Source organism: Pseudomonas sp. SK2 (assembly GCF_016772395.1).
GTDB classification, from domain to species: Bacteria; Pseudomonadota; Gammaproteobacteria; order Pseudomonadales; family Pseudomonadaceae; genus Aquipseudomonas; species Aquipseudomonas taiwanensis.
In genome coordinates this window covers 3224637-3244659 of the sequence record NZ_CP061944.1, presented here as the reverse complement: position 1 = coordinate 3244659, position 20023 = coordinate 3224637, and the positions used below count along the sequence as shown (strand labels likewise).

Below are 20023 nucleotides of genomic sequence, written 5' to 3'. Positions count from 1 at the left end.
TTCAGGTGCCAGGGCCTAGCCCGACCCCGTGCAGGGCCGCCACGTCAGCTTCGGATGAACGCCAGCAAGTCGGCATTGATCACGTCGGCATGGGTGGTAGGCATGCCATGGGGGAAGCCTTTGTAGGTTTTCAGCGTGCCGTTGGGCAGCAGCTCTGCCGACTTCGGCCCTGAGTTTTCATAGGGCACGATCTGATCATCATCGCCGTGCATGACCAGTACCGGTTGCTTGATGCCTTTGAGGTCCTGCGTGAAGTCGGTTTGCGAGAAGGCGACAATGCCGTCGTAATGGGCCTTGGCGCTGCCGATCATGCCCTGGCGCCACCAATTGGCGATGACGCCCTCGCTGGCCTGTACGCCAGGCCGGTTGTAGCCATAGAACGGTCCGGCCGGGACATCGCGATAGAACTGTGCACGGTTGCTGGCCACCTGTTCCTGGAAACCGTCGAGCACCGACTTGTCCAGGCCGCCCGGGTTAGCCGGCGTCTTCACCATCAGCGGGGGTACCGCGGCAATCAGGACGGCCTTGGCCACCGGGTCCTGGGGGTACTTGGCCATGTAGTGCACCACTTCGCCGCCGCCTGTCGAGTGACCGACATGGACAGCCCCTTGGATACCCAGGTGCTGGACCACCGCAGCCACGTCAGCGGCGTAGTGATCCATGTCATGGCCCTCCCAAACCTGGCTGGAACGTCCGTGGCCACGGCGGTCATGGGCGACCACTCGGAAGCCTTTGGCGAGGAAGAACAGCATTTGCGCGTCCCAGTCGTCGGCACTCAGTGGCCAGCCGTGGTGGAAGTGGATGACGGGTGCATCGCGCGGCCCCCAGTCCTTATAGAAGATATGAACGCCGTCTTTGGTTGTTACGTAGCTCATGGTTGTTTCTCCTCCGTAGGGGTGTATCAGGCAGAGTCGAATGAACCATTGAGAATAGGAGAGATTTCGCAAGGCATAGGAGATTTTGGGGCGGTGACTTATCGGAATACCCAGAGCACGCGGGTCGCCCGGTCGGACAGGTTGGCGTAGCGGAACTGGCTGTGCGGGGGGAGCTGGAAGCTGTCGTTGGGGCGCAGGGTGACGGCTTGGTCGTGGCCATCGAGCCACAAGGTGAGCTCCCCTTCGAGCACGAAGCCGCCTTGTTCGGCGCTGTCGTTCAAATGCCCATCGCCGCTGCTGGCGCCTGGCGCCAGGTGGCTGTCCAGCATCGAGAACCCACCGTTGAGCTTGGGTGATACCAGTACGTCGGTGATGCCGGCGGCGTAATACAGCGTACGTCTCTCGTCCGGGCGGGTGACCCAGTCCAGCGCCCTGGGCTTGCTGACGTGGTAGAAGTAGGTGGTAGGTACCTTCAGTGCTTCACTGATTGCGGTCAGGTCGGCGACGGTGGGGCGCGACAGCCCGCGCTCGACTTGGGAGAGGAAGCCCACCGAGCGGTTGATCCTCGCCGCCAGGTCGTCAAGGGTCAGGCCACGGTGCTTGCGCAGGTCACGTACCAGAATCGCAAGCCCCTCGATCTCATCCTGCATGTTCATGTGCCAGCCTCGCTTCAGAAATGGTCCCGCAGCCGGTACCACGCCTTGGCGGCTGCCTCCAGGGGCGCGGCCAGGGTGTCGCCGCCGGGAAAGCGGCCATTGTCGATGCCCTGGTAAAGTGCCAACAGGTCATCGTCACCCAGGATCGCATCGCTGACTGCTTTCGCCGCCGCCAGGGTCGGCAGCACACCATGGCCGGAAAAACCTTGCAGCCAGTAGCGCTGGCCGTCCCGGCCAACGTCCGGGGTGCGCCGCATGCTGCAGTCGATATGGCCACCCCAGGCGTAGTCGATGGTCACGCCCGTCAGTTGAGGAAAGACCCGTTCCAGGTAGGGGCGGGTGGCGCTGGCCACGTCCTTGGGTATGCCGCCCAGGTAGGTGCAGCCACCGCCGAACAGCAAGCGGTGGTCCGGGGTGAGGCGGAAATAGTCGGGGACGAACTGGTTGTCGATCACGCAACTGTTGCGCGGCAGCAGCGATGCGGCAAGGGCAGGGTCAAGCGGCGCGGTGGCGACCTGGTACGAGCCCACTGGCAACAGCCTGCGAGAGAGCGTGCGGTCGAGGCGGTCGATGTAGGCATTGCAGGCCAGCACCAGCACGTCACACCGCACTTCGCCGCGCTCGGTGCGGACGCGATAACCGTTGTTGGTCTGCTGGTAGTCGACCACTTGGCTTTGTTCGAAGATGCCCCCGCCCGCGGCTTCGAGGGCAATGGCCAGTCCCTGGGCGAGCTTGAGCGGGTTGAGGTGCGCGCCCTTGCCGTCGTACAGCGCAGCCTGGTAGCGCGGGCTGCCGATCCACTGCGCCAGCTCGTCGCGGCCAATCAGGCGCAAGCCGTCGTAGCCCCATTTGTCTTCGGCCTCGTGCAGGGCTTCTTCCAGCATCTTCACACGGCGAGGCAGTACCGCCGCCCACAGGCTGCCGGGCCGGTAGTCGATGTCGAAACCGTGGCGCAGGGGCAGTTCACGCATCTCTTCTGCCGCCCAGCACATGCTGTCCCACAGCCGACGTGCGCGTTCTGTGCCAAGGGATTTTTCCAGCGGCGGCATGTCGCACGACCAACCCAGCAATGCCTGGCCACCGTTGCGCCCGGAGGCAGCCCATGCCACACGACTGGATTCGAGCAAGGTCACGCGCTTACCGGCCAAGGCCAGGCGCAGGGCAGTGTGCAGGCCGCTGAAGCCAGCACCAACGATCACTACATCGGTGTCATGCTGGCCTTGCAGGGTAGGGCGCAAGGGGATGGGGGTGGGGAAGGTCTGGGCGTAGTAGCTGGCAATATGCTGGGCGGATTGCTTGAACATGCAGATGCCTCGTGAAATTTATAGTGCTTATTTTCATGAAAATGTAGCATTATTTTTTCACGTCGCCAGCTTTCTTTTATGGGAGATTCGCGGCTACCGCTCTTACGCAGGGTGGCGATGAGGAGGAGGCAACGATCAATCCTCCGGCTATGTCGATGCCTTGCGCCGAGGCTGCTTCGGTTTGCCAGCGCTCGCTTTGCCTTTCCCGCTGCTCCGGCGCTTCTTCTTCCACGGTGTCGCTGCCTTGCCTGCCGCCGGTCCGCTGATGGTCAGTTGCATGCCGCTGCAGCGCTGCACCAGCTTGCCCATCCAGGCCGATTGCCGCGCGACGAATTCCTCCAGGCTCATTTCGCCGCTTTGCACCATGTCCAGGGCCTGCTCCCAGATCGCCGTGGTACCGGGGTCGGCAATGGCGCGGGGGACGGCGTCGATCAGGCTGAAGGCTGCCGGGGTGGCGCTCAGCGCCTTGCCGTTCTTCACCAGGTACCCGCGGTCGAGCAGGCCTTGGATGATGCTGGCACGGGTCGCCTCGGTGCCGATGCCGGTGGTTTCCTTGAGCTTTTGTTTCAGGCGAGGGTCGTCGACCAGTTTGGCGACGTTCTTCATGGCCTTGATCAGGTCGCCTTCGGTGAAGGGTTTGGGGGGCTGGGTCCATTGATCCTTCAGTTGCACATCGTGCACGTTGCACACCTGGCCTTCAGACAGGACTGGCAGCACCTGGGCCGGTGGCGCCTCGCGGCCTTTGTTCGGGGTCAGTGCCTCGGGGAGGGCGCGGCGCCAACCTGGCTCGACGATCTGCTTGCCCACGGCACGCAGCGCGTGGCCGGCGCAATCGAATTCGGCTTGGGTGCGGTCGAATTCATGATTGGGCAGGAACTGCGCCAGATAGCGGGCACGAATGAGCGTGTAGACCGCCTTGTACTTGGCTGGCAGGCGGGACGGGTCGCTGGCGGCCGCGGTGGGGATGATGCCGTGGTGAGCGCTGACCTTGGCATCGTTCCAGGCCCGTGAACGGCGCTGGGGCGTCAGGTATGGCTGCAAGGGGGCCAAACTGGCGTCGGCGCGTTGTAGCGCGGCGAGGATTGCCGGAGCCTCGCTGTGCTGGCTCATGGGCAGGTAGCCGCAGTCGCTGCGCGGGTAAGTGATCAGTTTGTGGGTTTCATACAGCGCCTGGGCGATGTCGAGGGTTTCCTGGGCGCCGAGTCCGAACTTCTTCGAGCAGAGCTCCTGCAGAGTGCCAAGGTCGAAGGGCAGGGGCGCTGCTTCTCGCACGCGCTCAGTGGCTACCTTCAGCACCTGCGCGGTGCCTGAGTTGCCCATATCGGCGGCGGCTTGTTGTGCCAATGCCGGGTTCAGGCAGCGGCCCTGATCGTCGCAGGCATCCTCTGGAGCGCGCCACTGGGCGTTGAAGTGCTGGCCGGCGTGTTCCAGCTGCACGTCGATGGACCAGAACGGCACGGGTACGAAGTCGGCGATGCTGCGGTCGCGGTCGACCACCAGACGCAAAGTCGGCGTCTGTACACGGCCTACCGGCAGTACGCCCTGGTAGCCGGACTGGCGACCGAGCAGGGTGAACAGCCGGCTCATGTTCATGCCGATCAGCCAGTCGGCCCGCGAGCGGCCCAGTGCCGAGTGATAAAGGCTGAACGTGTCCTGGCCCGGCAGCAGCCGGGCCAGGGCCTTGCGAATCGACGCATCGTCCAGGGCCGACAGCCATAGGCGTTGAATCGGACCCCGATAACGACAGTGCTCGACCAGCTCGCGGGCGATCATCTCGCCTTCACGGTCGGCGTCAGTGGCGATCACCAGCTCCCGGGCTTCTCCCAGCAGGCGCTTGACCGCCTTGAACTGGCTGGCGGTCTTGGGCTTGACCAGCATTTTCCATTTTTCCGGAATGATCGGCAGGTCGGCCAGGTTCCAACGTTTGTAGCGAGCGTCGTAGCTGTCGGGCGGTGCGGTTTCAAGCAGGTGGCCGATGCACCAGGTCACGCAGACATCGGTGCCTTGCCAGCAGCCGTCGCCCTTGCGATTGGCACCTAGCACCTTGGCGATGTCTTTTGCCTGAGAGGGTTTTTCACAGAGGAACAGGCGCATGGCCGGGAACGCTTCATCGGGAAAGATGGGCACTAGGATGCGCAAGCGAGGGCGCGCAGGCAAGCTTTATCTGGATGGATGTACAGGTTTTTGTGTCGGGCAGGCATGTCTTTGGCCGGCAGCGGCCCTTTCGCGGGTAAACCCGTGATAGGGCCGCTGCCGGTTGTGCATCAGGCGCGCGAATCGCGGACCATGTCCACGTGCGGGATACCCGCTTCGAGGAACTCTTCGCTGACCACGCGGAAACCCAGCCGCTCATAGAAGGGGGTGGCATGGACCTGGGCGCTGAGCATTTGTTGCTTGAGGTCGCGGTTCTGCGCTTCGGCGATCACGGCCTTCATCAGCGCATCGCCAACCTTCAGTCCGCGCCAGTCCTTGAGCACTGAAATGCGTCCGATGGTGCCGTCGGGCAGCAGGCGGGCGGTACCAATCGGGTAGTCGCCTTCCAGGGCGAGAAAGTGCAGGGCGTCCTGGTCTTCGGAGTCGAACTCCAGCTCCGGCGGGATGTGCTGTTCGGCGACGAATACCGCCTCACGAATGCGGCGGATATCGGCGTTGTCTTTGTGCCAGTCGGCCAGGCGAACGCTGATCTTATTCATTGGCAAACCCCAGGCTTCCTTGTTTGACCAACTGCTGTACCAGCATAAGGCCATCTTCGTCCTGCAGCCACTGGTCAAGGTTGTCGATATGCAACGCGTCGGCGGAACACACCAGTTTCAGCAGTTCGCGCAGTTTGCCCGGCAGCGGGCAGCTGCGGCCGCTGGCGAACAGCATCAGGTCGTCGTTGAGCTCGGACCAGGCCATGCGTGCACTCGGGTTGCGGATCAGGATCGCGCCGTCTTCAAGGGCCTCGATCAGCTCGTCTTCGGACAACTCTTCGCCGACGACCTGTTCCGGATAGCGTGGCTCGGTCATGAACTGGCCGAACCAGGTCAGCAGCAGGTCTTTGTCGCCCATGTGCTTGTCGAGCAGCGCCTTGAGGCGGTCGAGGGCATCGTGCTGAATCTGGTGTGGGTCGCTGGCAGGCTCCGCGTCGGCGTCGCTGTAGCGCTCTTCGTCGGGCAGGAACTGGCCGAGGAAGTCGGTGAAGTGGGTCAGGACCTCAGCGGCGCTCGGGGCGCGGAAGCCTACCGAGTAGGTCAGGCAGTCGTCCACGGCCACGCCGTAGTGGGCCAGGCGCGGTGGCAGGTACAGCATGTCACCCGGTTCCAGGGTCCACTCGCCGCTTTGCTCGAACTCGGCGAGGATGCGCAGGTCGGCATGCGGCAGCAGCGGGCTGTCGCTGTTGCACATCTGGCCGATCTTCCAGTTGCGCTGGCCGTGGCCTTGCAGCAGGAACACGTCGTAGTTGTCGAAGTGTGGGCCGACACTGCCTCCGGGGGCGGCGAAGCTGATCATCACATCGTCGATACGCCAACTTGGCAGGAAGCGGAAGTGCTCCAGCAGCTCGGCGACTTCCGGAACGAACTGGTCGACGGCTTGCACCAGCAGGGTCCAATCCTTCTCCGGCAGCTCGGCGAAGGTTTCCTCCTCGAACGGGCCCCGGCGCAGCTCCCATGGGTGCGCGCCGTGCTCGAGGACGATGCGCGACTCGACTTCGTCTTCCAGGGCCAGGCCGGCCAGCTCGTCGGGGTCGATAGGGCTTTCGAAGTCCGGGAACGCCTGGCGCACCAGCAGGGGCTTCTTCTGCCAGTAGTCGCGCATGAATTCGCGGGCCGTGAGGCCGCCGAGCAGCTGCAGTGGAGTATCAGGATTCATGTTCAACCTATTGAAAAAACGTAATTTTCGTACGGGAATAAAAACGCCCGGCCAAGCCGGGCGTTGTACGCGACGCTCAGCTTAGATGCGTTTGGCCTGGGCTGCCGCGTTGCCGATGTAGGTCGCCGGGGTCAGCTGCTTGAGCTCGGCCTTGGCTTCGGCTGGCATGTCCAGACCATCGATGAAGGTCAGCAGCGCTTCAGGCGTGATGCCCTTGCCACGGGTCAGCTCCTTGAGCTTCTCGTAGGGGTTCTCGATGTTGAAACGACGCATGACGGTCTGGATCGGCTCGGCCAGGACTTCCCAGCAGGCGTCCAGGTCGGCGGCGATGCGCTGGGTGTTGATTTCCAGCTTGCCGATACCTTTGAGGCTGGCCTCGTAGGCGATGACGCTGTGGGCGAAGCCCACGCCCAGGTTGCGCAGCACGGTGGAGTCGGTCAGGTCGCGCTGCCAGCGGGAGATTGGCAGTTTGCTGGCCAGGTGCTGGAACAGTGCGTTGGCAATACCCAGGTTGCCTTCGGAGTTCTCGAAGTCGATTGGGTTGACCTTGTGCGGCATGGTCGAGGAGCCGATTTCGCCAGCGACGGTCTTCTGCTTGAAGTAGCCCAGGGAGATGTAGCCCCAGACGTCACGGTCGAAGTCGATGAGGATGGTGTTGAAGCGAGCGATGGCGTCGAACAGCTCGGCGATGTAGTCGTGCGGCTCGATCTGGGTGGTATAGGGGTTGAACACCAGGCCCAGCTCGTCTTCGATGAAGGCGCGGGCGTTGGCTTCCCAGTCGATCTGCGAGTAGGCCGACAGGTGGGCGTTGTAGTTGCCCACGGCACCGTTGATCTTGCCCAGCAGCGGTACGGCGGCAACCTGGGCGATCTGGCGCTCCAGACGGTACACGACGTTGGCCAGCTCTTTGCCCAGGGTGGTCGGCGATGCCGGTTGGCCGTGGGTACGCGACAGCATAGGCACGTCGGCGTACTGATGAGCCAGGGCGCGGATGGCGTCGGCGATCTGACGCATCAGCGGCAGCAGGACTTCGTCACGACCGGCGCGCAGCATCAGGGCGTGGGACAGGTTGTTGATGTCCTCGCTGGTGCAGGCGAAGTGGATGAACTCGCTGACCTTGGCCAGCTCAGGCAGCTTGGCGGCCTGCTCCTTGAGGAGGTATTCGATCGCCTTGACGTCGTGGTTGGTGGTGCGCTCGATTTCCTTGACGCGCTCGGCGTGCTCGAGCTTGAAGTCGGTGGCCAGGCTGTCCAGCAGGGCGTTGGCTTCGGCGGAGAACGCCGGCACTTCGCCGATCTGCGGGTGGGCGGCCAGACGCTGGAGCCAGCGGACTTCGACCAGGGCGCGGAAACGGATGAGACCGTATTCGCTGAAAATAGGGCGCAGGGCCTGGGTTTTGCCGGCGTAACGGCCGTCTACAGGGGAAACCGCAGTGAGCGAAGAGAGCTGCATGGGGTGTTCTCGGACAGTCAGGCTTTTGGAAGGGCGCATATCATACATGAAAAATGCGCTCAGGTCGGGTGGCTGACCAAAGGTCAGGCCATTTATCAGGTGCGGCATTGCGTATTGCCTGTTCCGGCCCTCTCGCTGGCAAGTCAGCTCCCACAGGACTTGCACCGCGCTCGAGGCGAGTGCGGTTCCTGTGGGAGCTGGCTTGCCGGGATGAGGGCCGGAACGGTCAACCCCCCCCTCAGGAAGGGTTGCGCATCATGTCGTACAGTTCGTTCAGCAACTTGCGCCGGCTGAACACCAATTGCCAGCGGTGCCCGCCCAGCTGGCGCCACAGGCGCGCGGCGCGGATGCCAGCCAGCAGCAGGGCGCGGATTTTCGAGGCATTGCTGGCCTGCTGCAGGAAGCGCATGTCGCCATGCACCTGGATGCGCTGGCGCAGGGTGCTCAGAGTGTCCTGGTACAACGCGCCGCTGGAAGCGATGACGTTTTCGTGGACCAGGCCAAAATGCTCGGCCTGCGACTGGATCTGGGGCAAGCGGTTGCCGATGGTGTCGAGCAGGTCGCCGCGCTTGTTCAGCTGGCGCTCCAGGCCCAGCATCGACAGGGCATAGCGCAGGGGCTCGCGCTGCAGGCTGCTGGGGTCGCGCTCCAGGGCGCCGACCAGGGCGCGATAGCCATCGCGCAGGTTGAGGTCGTCGCCGCCGAACACTTCCAGGGTGTCCTTCGGGTCGCGGACCAGCAAGCTACCGATCATGCAGCCAATGTTGGCCTCGCTGGCCTGCCCGGTGCGGGCGATGCGGTCGACCAGCACCGCGGCCTGGAACACGCCGCCCAGGGCGACCAGTTGCTCCTGCAGGTTGCTCATGCGCGCGGGCTCCACGGCTCGGCGGTTTCGATCACACCGCCGCCGAGGCAGACCTCGCCGTCATAGAACACCACCGACTGGCCTGGAGTGACAGCCCGTTGCGGTTCGTCGAACACTGCGCGGTAGCCGGTCTCGGTGCGCTCCAGGGTGCATTGCTGGTCGCTCTGGCGGTAACGGACCTTGGCGGTGAGTTTACGCGGGCTGCTCAGGTCGATCGGGTTGACCCAGAAGATTTCCGAGGCGAGCAGGGCGCGGGAGAACAGCCACGGATGTTCGTTGCCCTGGCCCACCACTAGCACGTTGCGAGCCAGGTCCTTGTGCAGCACGTACCACGGCTCGTCGCCGGCATCTTTCAAGCCGCCGATTCCCAAGCCCTGGCGCTGGCCGATGGTGTGGTACATCAAGCCGTGATGGCGGCCGATCACCTCGCCTTCGGTGGTCTCGATATCGCCAGGCTGAGCGGGCAGGTACTGCTTGAGGAAGTCGCTGAAGCGGCGTTCGCCAATGAAGCAGATCCCGGTGGAGTCCTTTTTCTTGGCGGTGGCCAAGCCGTGTTTCTCGGCGATGGCACGGACTTCGGGCTTCTCCAGTTCGCCGACCGGGAACAGGGTGCGGGCAATTTCCTTGCCGCCGACCGCGTGCAGGAAGTAGCTCTGATCCTTGTTCGGGTCCAGGCCCTTGAGCAATTCGGTGAGGTCGCCGGTATCGCGGCGGCGCACGTAGTGGCCGGTGGCGATCAGGTCGGCCCCCAGGGAAAGGGCGTAGTCGAGGAACGCCTTGAACTTGATTTCGCGGTTGCAGAGGATGTCCGGGTTCGGCGTACGGCCGGCCTTGTACTCCTCGAGGAAATGCTCGAACACGTTGTCCCAGTATTCGGCGGCGAAGTTGGCGGTATGCAGCTTGATGCCGATACGGTCGCACACCGCCTGGGCGTCGGCCAGGTCTTCGCGGGCAGTGCAGTATTCGGTGCCGTCGTCTTCTTCCCAGTTCTTCATGAACAGACCTTCCACCTGGTACCCCTGCTCCATGAGCAGAAGGGCGGAGACGGAAGAGTCCACGCCGCCGGACATGCCGACGATGACGCGGGTCTTGGCGGGGTCTTTGAATGCTGGGCTGGTCATGGCTACCGATGTGTTTCAGGGGGAAAAGCGCCGATTCTATCAAACCCGCGCACGTACGTCAGTCACGCAGCAGGTCGAGGCTGTGCAATGGTCCGGCCAGGTAGTCGTCGATGCAGCGTGGTACCAACTCGCTGCGCCAGCGCGTGGAGTCGGCCAGCAATTCTTCGCGGGTGAGCCAGACGGCGCGGACGATATCGCTGTCCAGCGCCAGGTCGGCGTGGTGGCGCACGGGGCGGGCGGCGAAGCAGATGCGCTGGTAGGTTACGCCGTTGCTCGGGGCGGTGTAGAGGTAGATGCCGACCACGCCGGTCAGCTCGACTTCCCAGGCGGTTTCCTCGAGGGTTTCGCGCAGGGCGGCCTGGGGTAGGGTCTCATTGGGTTCTAGGTGGCCAGCAGGCTGGTTGAAGACGTGCTGGCCGGCTTTGAATTCTTCGACGAGGAGGAACTTGCCTTCGTGCTCGACGATGGTGGCGACGGTGATGTGGGGTTGCCAGGTCATGGTGGGGTCCTTCGATCGTTGGGGCCGCTGCGCTGCCCTCGCCGGCAAGCTGGCGCCTGCGGATTCTGGGTGTGTACCCGAAAAGCACAAACCCCGGTGCGTGGCCGGGGTTTGTGTGGTTACTTCAAGCGAGCCTTACAGGGCGGCAATGGCACTGTTCAGGGTCTGGCTTGGGCGCATCACCTTGGCGGTCAGCTCGGCATCCGGGGCGTAGTAGCCACCGATGTCGGCCGGCTTGCCCTGAACGGCGTTGAGCTCGGCGACGATGGTCGCTTCGTTCTCGGTCAGGGTCTTGGCCAGCGGGGCGAAGCGCGCCTGCAGCGCAGCGTCGTCGGTCTGAGCGGCCAGGGCCTGGGCCCAGTACAGGGTCAGGTAGAAGTGGCTGCCGCGGTTGTCGATACCGCCGACTTTGCGCGATGGCGACTTGTTGGTGTCCAGGAACTTGCCGGTAGCTTGGTCCAGGGTGTTGGCCAGGACTTTGGCGCGCGGGTTGTCGTAGGTGTTGCCCAGGTGCTCCAGGGAAGCGGCCAGGGCCAGGAACTCACCCAGCGAGTCCCAGCGCAGGAAGTTCTCTTCGACCAGTTGCTGCACGTGTTTCGGAGCCGAACCACCGGCGCCGGTTTCGAACAGGCCACCGCCGTTCATCAGCGGCACGATCGACAGCATCTTGGCACTGGTGCCCAGTTCCATGATCGGGAACAGGTCGGTCAGGTAGTCGCGCAGTACGTTACCGGTTACCGAGATGGTGTCCTTGCCTTCGCGGATGCGGGCCAGGGAGAACTTGATGGCGTCGACCGGAGCCAGGACGCGGATGTCCAGGCCGGAGGTGTCGTGGTCCTTCAGGTACTGTTGCACCTTCTCGATCATCACGCCGTCATGGGCGCGAGCCGGGTCCAGCCAGAACACCGCCGGGGTGTTGCTCAGGCGGGCGCGGTTGACGGCCAGCTTGACCCAGTCCTGGATCGGCGCGTCCTTGGTCTGGCACATGCGGAAGATGTCGCCAGCTTCGACGTTCTGTTCCAGAACGACGTTGCCCTTGCCATCGACCACGCGCACGACGCCGTCGGCCTTGATCTGGAAGGTCTTGTCGTGGGAACCGTATTCTTCGGCTTTCTGGGCCATCAGGCCGACGTTCGGTACGCTGCCCATGGTGGTCGGGTCGAAGGCACCGTTGGCCTTGCAGTCCTCGATCACGGCCTGGTAGATGCCAGCGTAGCAACGGTCCGGGATCACGGCCTTGGCGTCTTGCAGTTCGCCAGCGGTGTTCCACATCTTGCCCGAGTCGCGGATCATGGCCGGCATCGAAGCGTCGACGATGACGTCGCTCGGAACGTGCAGGTTGGTGATGCCTTTGTCGGAGTTGACCATCGCCAGGGCTGGGCGCACGGCGTACAGGGCCTGGATGTCGGCTTCGATCTCGGCTTGCTTCTCGGCGGGCAGGTCCTTGATGCGGGCGTACAGGTCACCGATGCCGTTGTTGGCGTTGAAGCCGACTTCGGCCAATGCGGTGGCGTGCTTGGTCAGCACGTCGTTGTAGAACTCTTCGACGATCACGCCGAACATGATCGGGTCGGAGACCTTCATCATGGTGGCTTTCAGGTGCACCGACAGCAGTACGCCGGAGGCCTTGGCATCGGCGATCTGTTCGGCGATGAAGGCTTTCAGGGCCTTGCGGCTCATGGTGGCGCAGTCGATGACCTCGGCGGCCTTGACCGCGGTCTTTTCTTTCAGGACGGTGGTGGTGCCGTCTTTGCCGACCAGCTCGATGCGCAGGCTGTCGTCAGCTTCGATCAGTGCGGCTTTCTCGCTGCCGTAGAAGTCGCCCTGGGTCATATGGGCAACATGCGACTTGGAGTCAGCGGCCCAGGCGCCCATCTTGTGCGGATGCTTGCGTGCGTAGTTCTTGACCGACAGCGGGGCGCGGCGGTCGGAGTTGCCTTCGCGCAGAACCGGGTTCACGGCGCTACCCTTGATGCGGTCGTAGCGGGCGCGGGATTCTTTCTCGGCTTCGGTGGCCGGCTCGTCGGCGTAGTCAGGGATGTTGAAGCCCTTGCCTTGCAGCTCCTTGATCGCGGCCTTGAGCTGCGGTACCGAGGCGCTGATGTTCGGCAGCTTGATGATGTTGGCTTCGGGGGTGGTGGCCAGCTGGCCCAGTTCCGCCAGGTGATCGCCTACCTGCTTCTCGGCGCCCAATTGCTCCGGGAAGGCTGCGAGGATACGGCCGGCCAGGGAGATGTCGCGGGTTTCGACGGCGATATCGGCCGATGCGGTGAACGCTTCGATGATCGGCAGCAGGGAATAGGTGGCGAGGGCGGGAGCTTCGTCGGTGAAGGTGTAGATGATCTTGGAACGGGTGGGCATGCGGGTTAACTCTCTATGTGCTGAGCGTACTCGAGTCTCGAGGTGCGCAGGGTAGGCGCATCGCCCTGGCAACGCCATGAGCGGATAGTCGAGAGGCTGCGAGCGGTGATGGTGGATGCATCAGTCGAGCGTCAAGTGCTGAGCTGCGGTAACAACCCAGGCTTAGTGGCCGTCGATGGCCAAGGGCGAGCCGCATTTTTCCAAGGGTTCGCCCCGATGACCCTACGGTCGCGCCGCAGTATACCAAACCATGCGGGCTATTCAGCAAGGCGAAGTGATATCTGCGCATTTATAAGACCAAAGACGTAGGGGCAATGTGGCGTGTTGCCGCAGGCTCGTACGGGGCCTGCAAGGCCGTGCGGTGCGGCGGATTTCTTGCGGGAAACGGCCTGCCCGGCGACGTGCCCTGTCTCGTCGACGCACGCGCAACGCCTTGCAGGTCAGCGGATGTGGTTTAGGCTCAGTGGATCGCATGATGTCCAATCACACCCGACAGCGGAGTAGTGCAAGCATGGGATACCAGAAAATCAAGGTTCCGACCGACGGCGCCAAGATCACCGTCAATGCCGACCATTCGCTTAACGTTCCCGACAACCCCATCATTCCTTACATCGAGGGCGACGGTATCGGCGTGGATGTCTCGCCGGTGATGATCAAGGTGGTCGATGCCGCCGTGCAGAAGGCCTATGGCGGCAAGCGCAAGATTGCCTGGATGGAAGTTTACGCCGGCGAAAAGGCGACCCAGGTCTACGATCAGGACACTTGGCTCCCCCAGGAAACCCTGGATGCGGTGCGCGATTACGTGGTGTCGATCAAGGGGCCGCTGACCACCCCGGTCGGTGGCGGCATCCGCTCGCTTAACGTGGCCTTGCGCCAGCAGCTTGACCTCTATGTATGCCTGCGCCCGGTGTTGTGGTTCCAGGGCGTGCCCAGCCCGGTCAAGAAGCCTGGCGATGTCGACATGGTGATCTTCCGTGAGAACTCCGAGGACATTTATGCCGGTATCGAATGGAAGGCTGGCTCGCCGGAAGCCAACAAGGTGATCAAGTTCCTCAAGGAGGAAATGGGCGTCACCAAGATCCGCTTCGACCAGGATTGCGGCATCGGCGTGAAGCCGGTCTCCAGGGAAGGTACCAAGCGTCTGGTGCGCAAGGCCTTGCAGTATGTGGTGGATAACGACCGTGAGTCGCTGACTCTGGTGCACAAGGGCAACATCATGAAGTTCACCGAAGGGGCCTTCAAGGACTGGGGCTACGAAGTGGCACGGGACGAGTTCGGCGCCGAGCTGCTGGACGGCGGCCCATGGATGAAGTTCAAGAACCCCAAGACCGGCCGCGAAGTGATCGTCAAGGACGCCATCGCCGATGCCATGCTGCAACAGATCCTGCTACGCCCGGCCGAGTACGACGTGATCGCCACGCTTAACCTCAATGGCGATTACCTCTCCGACGCCCTGGCGGCCGAGGTGGGCGGTATCGGTATCGCGCCGGGGGCCAATCTGTCGGATACCGTGGCCATGTTCGAAGCTACCCATGGCACTGCGCCGAAATATGCCGGGCAGGACAAAGTCAACCCAGGGTCCGTGATCCTTTCGGCCGAAATGATGCTGCGCCATATGGGCTGGACCGAGGCGGCCGACCTGATCATCAAGGGCACCAATGGCGCCATTGCGGCCAAGACCGTGACCTATGACTTCGAGCGCCTGATGGAGGGGGCGACGCTGGTGAGCAGCTCAGGTTTCGGTGATGAAATGATCAAGCACATGTAATGCTGTGCCCTGGGGGGCTGGGCTGCCGGCACCATCACCGGCAAGCCGGCTCCTGCAGGGGGATGGTTAAATGAAAACCGGCCGCTTCCGTTCAAAGAAGCGGCCGGCTTGTTCGTCTACCGGCAGAGTAGGGTGCGTCAGGCATTCACGGTATCGTCGGTCGTGGTCTGTATGCCGGGTGAGGGGGTGGCGCCAGCGCTGCTGATGTTGGTCGCGTGCAAGCCTTTGGGGCCCTGGATGATCTCGAACGTCACGGCCTGTCCGGCCTTGAGCGTCTTGTAGCCGTCCATCTGGATCGCCGAATAGTGGGCGAACAGATCTTCGTCTTTGCCCTCCTCATTGATGAATCCATAGCCCTTGGCATTGTTGAACCACTTGACTTTACCGCTTGCCATCCCTATGTCCCTCTGCAAAGGACTCCATCACTGGAGTATCATCCACTTCATCCGCATACGAACCGTGCGAAAAATCTGGTTGACTGCGCGGATCTTTATCGACCACGGTGGGTTCTTATTGGTTGTAACACCGTTTTGCCGATAGTCAAGGTCAGCCGGCGCGTGCGCTGTTGGCGGCCTGTGCGGTCAACCCACAACCTTAACTTGTCGATCATGATGAAATTCTTTCCATGCATGCACCTAGTGAGATTCGACTAACATTCAATCAGGATCGCCCGCAATCGAATGAGGACGACGGCTCAGGTCTTGCGGTTCAGGAAGCCAAGCCGATCCTGCAGGCGCCACCGATGTACAAGGTGGTTTTGTTCAACGATGACTACACACCGATGGATTTCGTCGTCGAAGTGCTCGAAACGTTCTTCAATCTGAACCGCGAGCTGGCGACCAAGATCATGCTGACCGTCCATACCGAAGGGCGGGCAGTGTGCGGATTGTTTACCCGTGACATCGCCGAGACAAAGGCCATGCAGGTCAACCAATACGCCAGGGAAAGCCAGCATCCGCTACTCTGTGAAATCGAGAAGGACGGTTAATCGCCGACCACTTGGGTATGAGGTGAAGCTATGTTAAACCGCGAGCTCGAAGTCACCCTCAATCTGGCCTTCAAGGAGGCTCGTTCGAAGCGTCATGAGTTCATGACCGTCGAACACCTGCTGCTAGCACTCCTTGACAATGAGGCTGCCGCGACCGTTCTGCGCGCCTGTGGCGCGAATCTCGAGAAACTCAAGCACGACCTGCAAGAGTTCATCGACTCCACGACACCCCTGATTCCGGTCAATGACGAAGATCGCGAAACTCAGCCGACCTTGGGCTTCCAGCGCGTTTTGCAGCGCGCCGTGTTCCATGTGCAAAGCTCGGGCAAGCGCGAAGTGACCGGTGCCAACGTGTTGGTGGCGATTTTCAGCGAACAGGAAAGCCAGGCAGTCTTTCTGCTCAAACAGCAGAGCGTGGCCCGGATCGATGTGGTCAATTACATCGCCCACGGCATCTCCAAGGTGCCGGGCCATGGTTCGCACACCGAGAACGACCAGGAAATGCAGGACGAAGAGGGCGGCGAAACGTCGGCCTCGGGCAACCCGCTGGATGCCTATGCCAGCAATCTGAACGAACTCGCCCGGGCCGGACGCATCGATCCGCTGGTAGGGCGTGAGCAGGAAGTCGAGCGCGTTGCGCAGATCCTCGCTCGCCGTCGCAAGAACAACCCGTTGCTGGTGGGTGAGGCGGGTGTCGGCAAGACCGCCATCGCCGAAGGCCTGGCCAAGCGCATCGTCGACGGCCAGGTGCCCGACCTGCTGGCGCAAAGCGTGGTGTATTCGCTAGACCTCGGTGCGCTGCTGGCCGGGACCAAATACCGCGGCGACTTCGAAAAACGCTTCAAGGCGTTGCTCGGCGAACTGCGCAAGCGTCCCCAGGCCATTCTGTTCATCGACGAAATTCACACCATCATCGGTGCCGGTGCGGCTTCGGGTGGGGTGATGGATGCATCCAACCTGCTCAAGCCGCTGTTATCTTCGGGTGACATCCGCTGCATAGGCTCGACCACCTTCCAGGAATTCCGTGGCATCTTCGAGAAAGACCGTGCCTTGGCGCGGCGCTTCCAGAAAGTCGATGTCTCCGAGCCATCGGTCGAAGATACCGTGGGCATTCTGCGTGGCCTGAAAGGGCGCTTCGAAAGCCACCACAACATCGAGTACAGCGACGAAGCGCTGCGCGCCGCCGCCGAATTGGCCTCGCGCTACATCAATGACCGGCACATGCCGGACAAGGCCATCGACGTGATCGACGAGGCCGGCGCCTATCAGCGTCTGCAGCCGGAAGCCAACCGGGTCAAGCGCATCGATGTGCCGCAGGTCGAGGACATCGTCGCCAAAATCGCGCGTATTCCGCCCAAACACGTCACCAGCTCCGACAAGGAACTGCTACGCAACCTCGAGCGTGACCTGAAGCTGACCGTTTTCGGCCAGGATGCGGCGATCGACTCGCTCTCCACGGCCATCAAGCTGTCGCGGGCGGGCCTCAAGGCGCCGGACAAGCCAGTCGGCTCGTTCCTGTTCGCAGGTCCGACCGGTGTCGGCAAGACCGAAGTGGCGCGGCAATTGGCCAAGGCGCTGGGTGTCGAGCTGGTACGCTTCGATATGTCCGAGTACATGGAGCGCCACACCGTGTCGCGCCTGATCGGTGCGCCACCTGGCTATGTCGGGTTCGACCAGGGGGGGTTGCTGACCGAGGCGATTACCAAGCAGCCGCATTGCGTGTTGCTGCTCGATGAAATCGAGAAGGCCCACCCGGAAGTCTTCAACCTGCTGCTGCAGGTGATGGACCACGGCACGCTGACCGACAACAACGGGCGCAAGGCCGATTTCCGCAACGTGATTCTGATCATGACCACCAACGCCGGTGCAGAAACCGCTGCGCGGGCCTCGATCGGTTTCACGCACCAGGATCACTCGTCCGACGCGATGGAAGTCATTCGCAAGAGCTTCACACCGGAGTTCCGCAACCGCCTGGACACCATCATCCAGTTCGGCCGCCTGAGCCACGAGACGATCAAGAGCATCGTCGACAAGTTCCTCATCGAACTGCAGGCGCAACTGGAGGACAAGCGTGTGCTGCTGGAAGTCAGCGATGCCGCTCGCGGCTGGCTGGCTACCACCGGCTACGATGTGCAGATGGGTGCGCGGCCGATGGCGCGGCTTATCCAGGACAAGATCAAGCGGCCGCTGGCCGAGGAGATCTTGTTTGGCGAGCTGGCCGAGCATGGCGGTGTCGTGCACATCGACCTGCGCGATGGCGAACTGGTGTTCGACTTCGAGACCACGGCAGAGGTGGCGTGAAAGCGGGGTCGCGCAGCGGCCCTTGCCAAACTGGCAGGTACAAAAAAGCCCGGCACATGGCCGGGCTTTTTCATGGCTTGAGCTTAGCGCGCACGGTAAGTGATGCGGCCCTTGCTCAGGTCGTATGGCGTCAGTTCGACGCGGACCTTGTCACCAGTCAGAATGCGAATGTAGTTCTTGCGCATCTTTCCGGAGATGTGCGCGGTTACGACGTGCCCGTTTTCCAACTCCACGCGGAACATGGTGTTGGGCAGGGTGTCGACGACAGTACCTTCCATTTCGAAGCTGTCTTCTTTCGACATGCAGTAAAGCCCTCGGTATCCAGTGTTGGCCCGACGCAATGACTGCACCGGGCAAAAAAGTGGCGTGGATTATGCCCGATAACTGTGTGTCAAGCCAATGCTTTCAGTTGAGGGTGACCCAGCGCTGATTGATCAGCAGCTCGATAGGGCGATATTGGGTCTTGTAGTTCATCTTCTTGCAGTTCTTTATCCAATACCCCAGGTAAACCGCTTCAAGGTTCTGGCGAAGCGCTTCGGTGATCTGCCAGAGGATGGCGTATCGGCCAAGGCTGCGGCGCTCTTCCTCAGGTTCGTAGAAGGTGTAAACGGCTGACAGACCGTTGGGTAGCAGGTCGCATACCGCCACAGCCAGCAAGCGTTCGCCCAGGCGGAATTCGTAGAACCAGCAAAAAGGCAGGTCGCGTACCAGGAAGGTGGAGAACTGGTCACGGCTCGGTGGGTACATGTCGCCATCGGCGTGTCGGGTTTCGATGTAGCGTCGGTACAGGTCGAAATACTCTTCCTTGAACGCCGGGCGCGCCGCGGTCACGGTCAAGTCTGCGTTGCGCTTCAGGATGCGCCGCTGCTGGCGATTGGGGAGGAAGCGGGCGGCAGGGATGCGCGCTGGCACGCAGGCATTGCAGTTCTGGCAATGGGGGCGATAGAGGTGGTCGCCGCTGCGACGAAACCCCATTTCCGACAGGTCGGCATAGACATGCACGTCCATCGGCTGGCTGGGATCGAGGAACAGCGTTGTCGCCTGCTCGTCCGGCAAGTAGCTGCAGGAGTGGGGTTGAGTGGCATAAAACTTCAACCGCGCCAGCTCTGTCATGATCAACCCCCTCGGTGAGACTTTGCTTTAAGTGTAAGCCAGCTGGCAGAACTCGCCTAGGGAACCCAGGTGGCGCTGTTGGGCTGGTCGAGGTGGCGGTTGAGGTAGCTTGCGAACTCGGCGCGGCTGATGGCGCGGGCGCCAAGGCTATGCAGGTGGTCGGTGGGCATCTGGCAGTCGATCAGCACGAATCCGGCCTGGCGCAGGTGGTTGACCAGCGTCACGAAACCGACCTTGGAGGCGTTGTCGGCACGGCTGAACATCGACTCCCCGAAAAACAGTCGACCCATGGCCAGGCCGTACAAGCCACCCACCAGCTCGCCGTTCTGGCGCACTTCCACCGAGTGCGCGATGCCGCGCCGGTGCAGTTCGCAGTAGGCGGCGCGCATGGTGTCGGTGATCCAGGTGCCGTCGGCATAATCCCGAGGTGCCGCGCAGGCGGCGATGACGGCAGGAAAGTCGGTGTCGAAACTCACCTGGTAGCGGCCTTGGCGCATCAGCTTGGCCAGGGACCTGGAGATGTGCAGCTCGTCTGGAAACAGCACCGTGCGGGGGTCGGGCGACCACCACAGGATCGGCTGGCCATCCTGGTACCACGGGAAGCAGCCATGTCGGTAAGCCTGGACCAGGCGCTCGGGGCTCAGGTCGCCACCGGCGGCCAGCAGGCCATTGGGGTCATGCAGGGCCTTTTCCAGGGGAGGGAAGGTGAGCGAGTCGCGGGTCAGCCAGGTCAGCATGGTCTATCGTGCGGTGGGGGAGGGGAGAGGGCAGCATGGCGCGCCAGGCGTATGGGGTCAATGCCAGCGCTGTCTGGCTGGGCTGCCGGTAATTTCCTACACATTCATGTTCCCATCGGCACCATCCACCA

The 20023-nt window shown here is 62.5% G+C and carries 18 protein-coding genes; 3 read left to right on the top strand and 15 right to left on the bottom strand.

What is annotated here, in order from left to right:
* Nucleotides 1-44: 44 nt before the first annotated feature.
* The 11 genes from IF103_RS14510 to IF103_RS14460 all read right to left on the bottom strand — a co-directional run bounded on the left by IF103_RS14510 (nt 45) and on the right by IF103_RS14460 (nt 12985).
* Nucleotides 45-875, bottom strand: a complete 831-nt coding sequence (locus IF103_RS14510) for an alpha/beta fold hydrolase (protein WP_202675431.1) — start codon at nt 873-875, stop codon at nt 45-47.
* Nucleotides 876-973: 98 nt separating this feature from the next.
* Nucleotides 974-1531 (bottom strand): helix-turn-helix domain-containing protein, encoded by a 558-nt coding sequence (locus tag IF103_RS14505; protein WP_023381106.1) that lies wholly within the window; start codon nt 1529-1531, stop codon nt 974-976.
* 14 nt (nt 1532-1545) lie between these two features.
* Complete coding sequence (locus IF103_RS14500; RefSeq protein WP_104883565.1) at nt 1546-2835, bottom strand: NAD(P)/FAD-dependent oxidoreductase; 1290 nt, start codon at nt 2833-2835, stop codon at nt 1546-1548.
* A 147-nt stretch (nt 2836-2982) separates the two neighbouring features.
* Nucleotides 2983-4929, bottom strand: coding sequence for a DNA topoisomerase III (locus IF103_RS14495; RefSeq protein ID WP_027907079.1), 1947 nt, complete (start codon nt 4927-4929; stop codon nt 2983-2985).
* A gap of 170 nt (nt 4930-5099) precedes the next feature.
* On the bottom strand, nt 5100-5528 hold the full coding sequence (locus IF103_RS14490) for a GNAT family N-acetyltransferase (RefSeq protein ID WP_023381103.1): 429 nt from the start codon (nt 5526-5528) through the stop codon (nt 5100-5102).
* Nucleotides 5521-6687, bottom strand: coding sequence for a ribosomal protein uL16 3-hydroxylase (locus tag IF103_RS14485; protein ID WP_023381102.1), 1167 nt, complete (start codon nt 6685-6687; stop codon nt 5521-5523). Before IF103_RS14485 ends, IF103_RS14490 begins: the two co-directional genes overlap by 8 nt.
* 81 nt (nt 6688-6768) lie before the next feature.
* Nucleotides 6769-8139 carry an adenylosuccinate lyase gene (gene purB, locus IF103_RS14480; protein ID WP_104882355.1) on the bottom strand — a complete coding sequence of 457 codons (1371 nt, stop codon included), beginning with the start codon at nt 8137-8139 and terminating at the stop codon, nt 6769-6771.
* Between the two features lie 238 nt (nt 8140-8377).
* Nucleotides 8378-9004 (bottom strand): high frequency lysogenization protein HflD, encoded by a 627-nt coding sequence (hflD, locus tag IF103_RS14475; protein ID WP_023381100.1) that lies wholly within the window; start codon nt 9002-9004, stop codon nt 8378-8380.
* Nucleotides 9001-10125: a tRNA 2-thiouridine(34) synthase MnmA gene (mnmA, locus tag IF103_RS14470; protein WP_023381099.1), complete on the bottom strand. Its 1125-nt coding sequence runs from the start codon at nt 10123-10125 to the stop codon at nt 9001-9003. The genes hflD and mnmA overlap by 4 nt, the downstream gene beginning before the upstream one ends.
* 58 nt (nt 10126-10183) lie before the next feature.
* Complete coding sequence (locus tag IF103_RS14465; RefSeq protein ID WP_023381098.1) at nt 10184-10624, bottom strand: NUDIX hydrolase; 441 nt, start codon at nt 10622-10624, stop codon at nt 10184-10186.
* A 135-nt stretch (nt 10625-10759) separates the two neighbouring features.
* Nucleotides 10760-12985: an NADP-dependent isocitrate dehydrogenase gene (locus IF103_RS14460; RefSeq protein ID WP_023381097.1), complete on the bottom strand. Its 2226-nt coding sequence runs from the start codon at nt 12983-12985 to the stop codon at nt 10760-10762.
* A 511-nt stretch (nt 12986-13496) separates the two neighbouring features.
* On the opposite strand from IF103_RS14460, the gene icd reads away from it, so the two are divergent.
* Nucleotides 13497-14753 (top strand): NADP-dependent isocitrate dehydrogenase, encoded by a 1257-nt coding sequence (gene icd / locus IF103_RS14455; RefSeq protein ID WP_023381096.1) that lies wholly within the window; start codon nt 13497-13499, stop codon nt 14751-14753.
* Nucleotides 14754-14890: 137 nt separating this feature from the next.
* Here the strand turns inward: icd and cspD are convergent, their stop codons facing one another.
* Nucleotides 14891-15148 (bottom strand): cold shock domain-containing protein CspD, encoded by a 258-nt coding sequence (gene cspD / locus IF103_RS14450; protein WP_023381095.1) that lies wholly within the window; start codon nt 15146-15148, stop codon nt 14891-14893.
* A 230-nt stretch (nt 15149-15378) separates the two neighbouring features.
* Between cspD and clpS the strand changes: the two genes are divergently transcribed.
* Entirely contained in the window at nt 15379-15741 is a 363-nt protein-coding gene (clpS, locus tag IF103_RS14445) for an ATP-dependent Clp protease adapter ClpS (protein WP_013973290.1), read from the top strand.
* A 30-nt stretch (nt 15742-15771) separates the two neighbouring features.
* Nucleotides 15772-18042 carry an ATP-dependent Clp protease ATP-binding subunit ClpA gene (clpA, locus tag IF103_RS14440; RefSeq protein ID WP_027907074.1) on the top strand — a complete coding sequence of 757 codons (2271 nt, stop codon included), beginning with the start codon at nt 15772-15774 and terminating at the stop codon, nt 18040-18042.
* An 83-nt stretch (nt 18043-18125) separates the two neighbouring features.
* Here the strand turns inward: clpA and infA are convergent, their stop codons facing one another.
* The 3 genes from infA to aat all read right to left on the bottom strand — a co-directional run bounded on the left by infA (nt 18126) and on the right by aat (nt 19892).
* Nucleotides 18126-18344 (bottom strand): translation initiation factor IF-1, encoded by a 219-nt coding sequence (gene infA, locus IF103_RS14435; protein ID WP_002553999.1) that lies wholly within the window; start codon nt 18342-18344, stop codon nt 18126-18128.
* Between the two features lie 103 nt (nt 18345-18447).
* Nucleotides 18448-19155 carry an arginyltransferase gene (locus IF103_RS14430; RefSeq protein WP_023381093.1) on the bottom strand — a complete coding sequence of 236 codons (708 nt, stop codon included), beginning with the start codon at nt 19153-19155 and terminating at the stop codon, nt 18448-18450.
* Between the two features lie 56 nt (nt 19156-19211).
* A complete protein-coding gene (gene aat, locus IF103_RS14425; protein ID WP_023381092.1) occupies nt 19212-19892 on the bottom strand; it encodes a leucyl/phenylalanyl-tRNA--protein transferase in 681 nt (226 codons plus the stop codon).
* Nucleotides 19893-20023 lie beyond the last annotated feature (131 nt).

Coding starts and splice junctions, on each gene's coding strand:
- IF103_RS14510 (WP_202675431.1), bottom strand. CDS start 875: ATGAGCTACGTAACAACCAAAGACGGCGTTCATATCTTCTATAAGGAC.
- IF103_RS14505 (WP_023381106.1), bottom strand. CDS start 1,531: ATGAACATGCAGGATGAGATCGAGGGGCTTGCGATTCTGGTACGTGAC.
- IF103_RS14500 (WP_104883565.1), bottom strand. CDS start 2,835: ATGTTCAAGCAATCCGCCCAGCATATTGCCAGCTACTACGCCCAGACC.
- IF103_RS14495 (WP_027907079.1), bottom strand. CDS start 4,929: ATGCGCCTGTTCCTCTGTGAAAAACCCTCTCAGGCAAAAGACATCGCC.
- IF103_RS14490 (WP_023381103.1), bottom strand. CDS start 5,528: ATGAATAAGATCAGCGTTCGCCTGGCCGACTGGCACAAAGACAACGCC.
- IF103_RS14485 (WP_023381102.1), bottom strand. CDS start 6,687: ATGAATCCTGATACTCCACTGCAGCTGCTCGGCGGCCTCACGGCCCGC.
- purB (WP_104882355.1), bottom strand. CDS start 8,139: ATGCAGCTCTCTTCGCTCACTGCGGTTTCCCCTGTAGACGGCCGTTAC.
- hflD (WP_023381100.1), bottom strand. CDS start 9,004: ATGAGCAACCTGCAGGAGCAACTGGTCGCCCTGGGCGGCGTGTTCCAG.
- mnmA (WP_023381099.1), bottom strand. CDS start 10,125: ATGACCAGCCCAGCATTCAAAGACCCCGCCAAGACCCGCGTCATCGTC.
- IF103_RS14465 (WP_023381098.1), bottom strand. CDS start 10,624: ATGACCTGGCAACCCCACATCACCGTCGCCACCATCGTCGAGCACGAA.
- IF103_RS14460 (WP_023381097.1), bottom strand. CDS start 12,985: ATGCCCACCCGTTCCAAGATCATCTACACCTTCACCGACGAAGCTCCC.
- icd (WP_023381096.1), top strand. CDS start 13,497: ATGGGATACCAGAAAATCAAGGTTCCGACCGACGGCGCCAAGATCACC.
- cspD (WP_023381095.1), bottom strand. CDS start 15,148: ATGGCAAGCGGTAAAGTCAAGTGGTTCAACAATGCCAAGGGCTATGGA.
- clpS (WP_013973290.1), top strand. CDS start 15,379: ATGCATGCACCTAGTGAGATTCGACTAACATTCAATCAGGATCGCCCG.
- clpA (WP_027907074.1), top strand. CDS start 15,772: ATGTTAAACCGCGAGCTCGAAGTCACCCTCAATCTGGCCTTCAAGGAG.
- infA (WP_002553999.1), bottom strand. CDS start 18,344: ATGTCGAAAGAAGACAGCTTCGAAATGGAAGGTACTGTCGTCGACACC.
- IF103_RS14430 (WP_023381093.1), bottom strand. CDS start 19,155: ATGACAGAGCTGGCGCGGTTGAAGTTTTATGCCACTCAACCCCACTCC.
- aat (WP_023381092.1), bottom strand. CDS start 19,892: ATGCTGACCTGGCTGACCCGCGACTCGCTCACCTTCCCTCCCCTGGAA.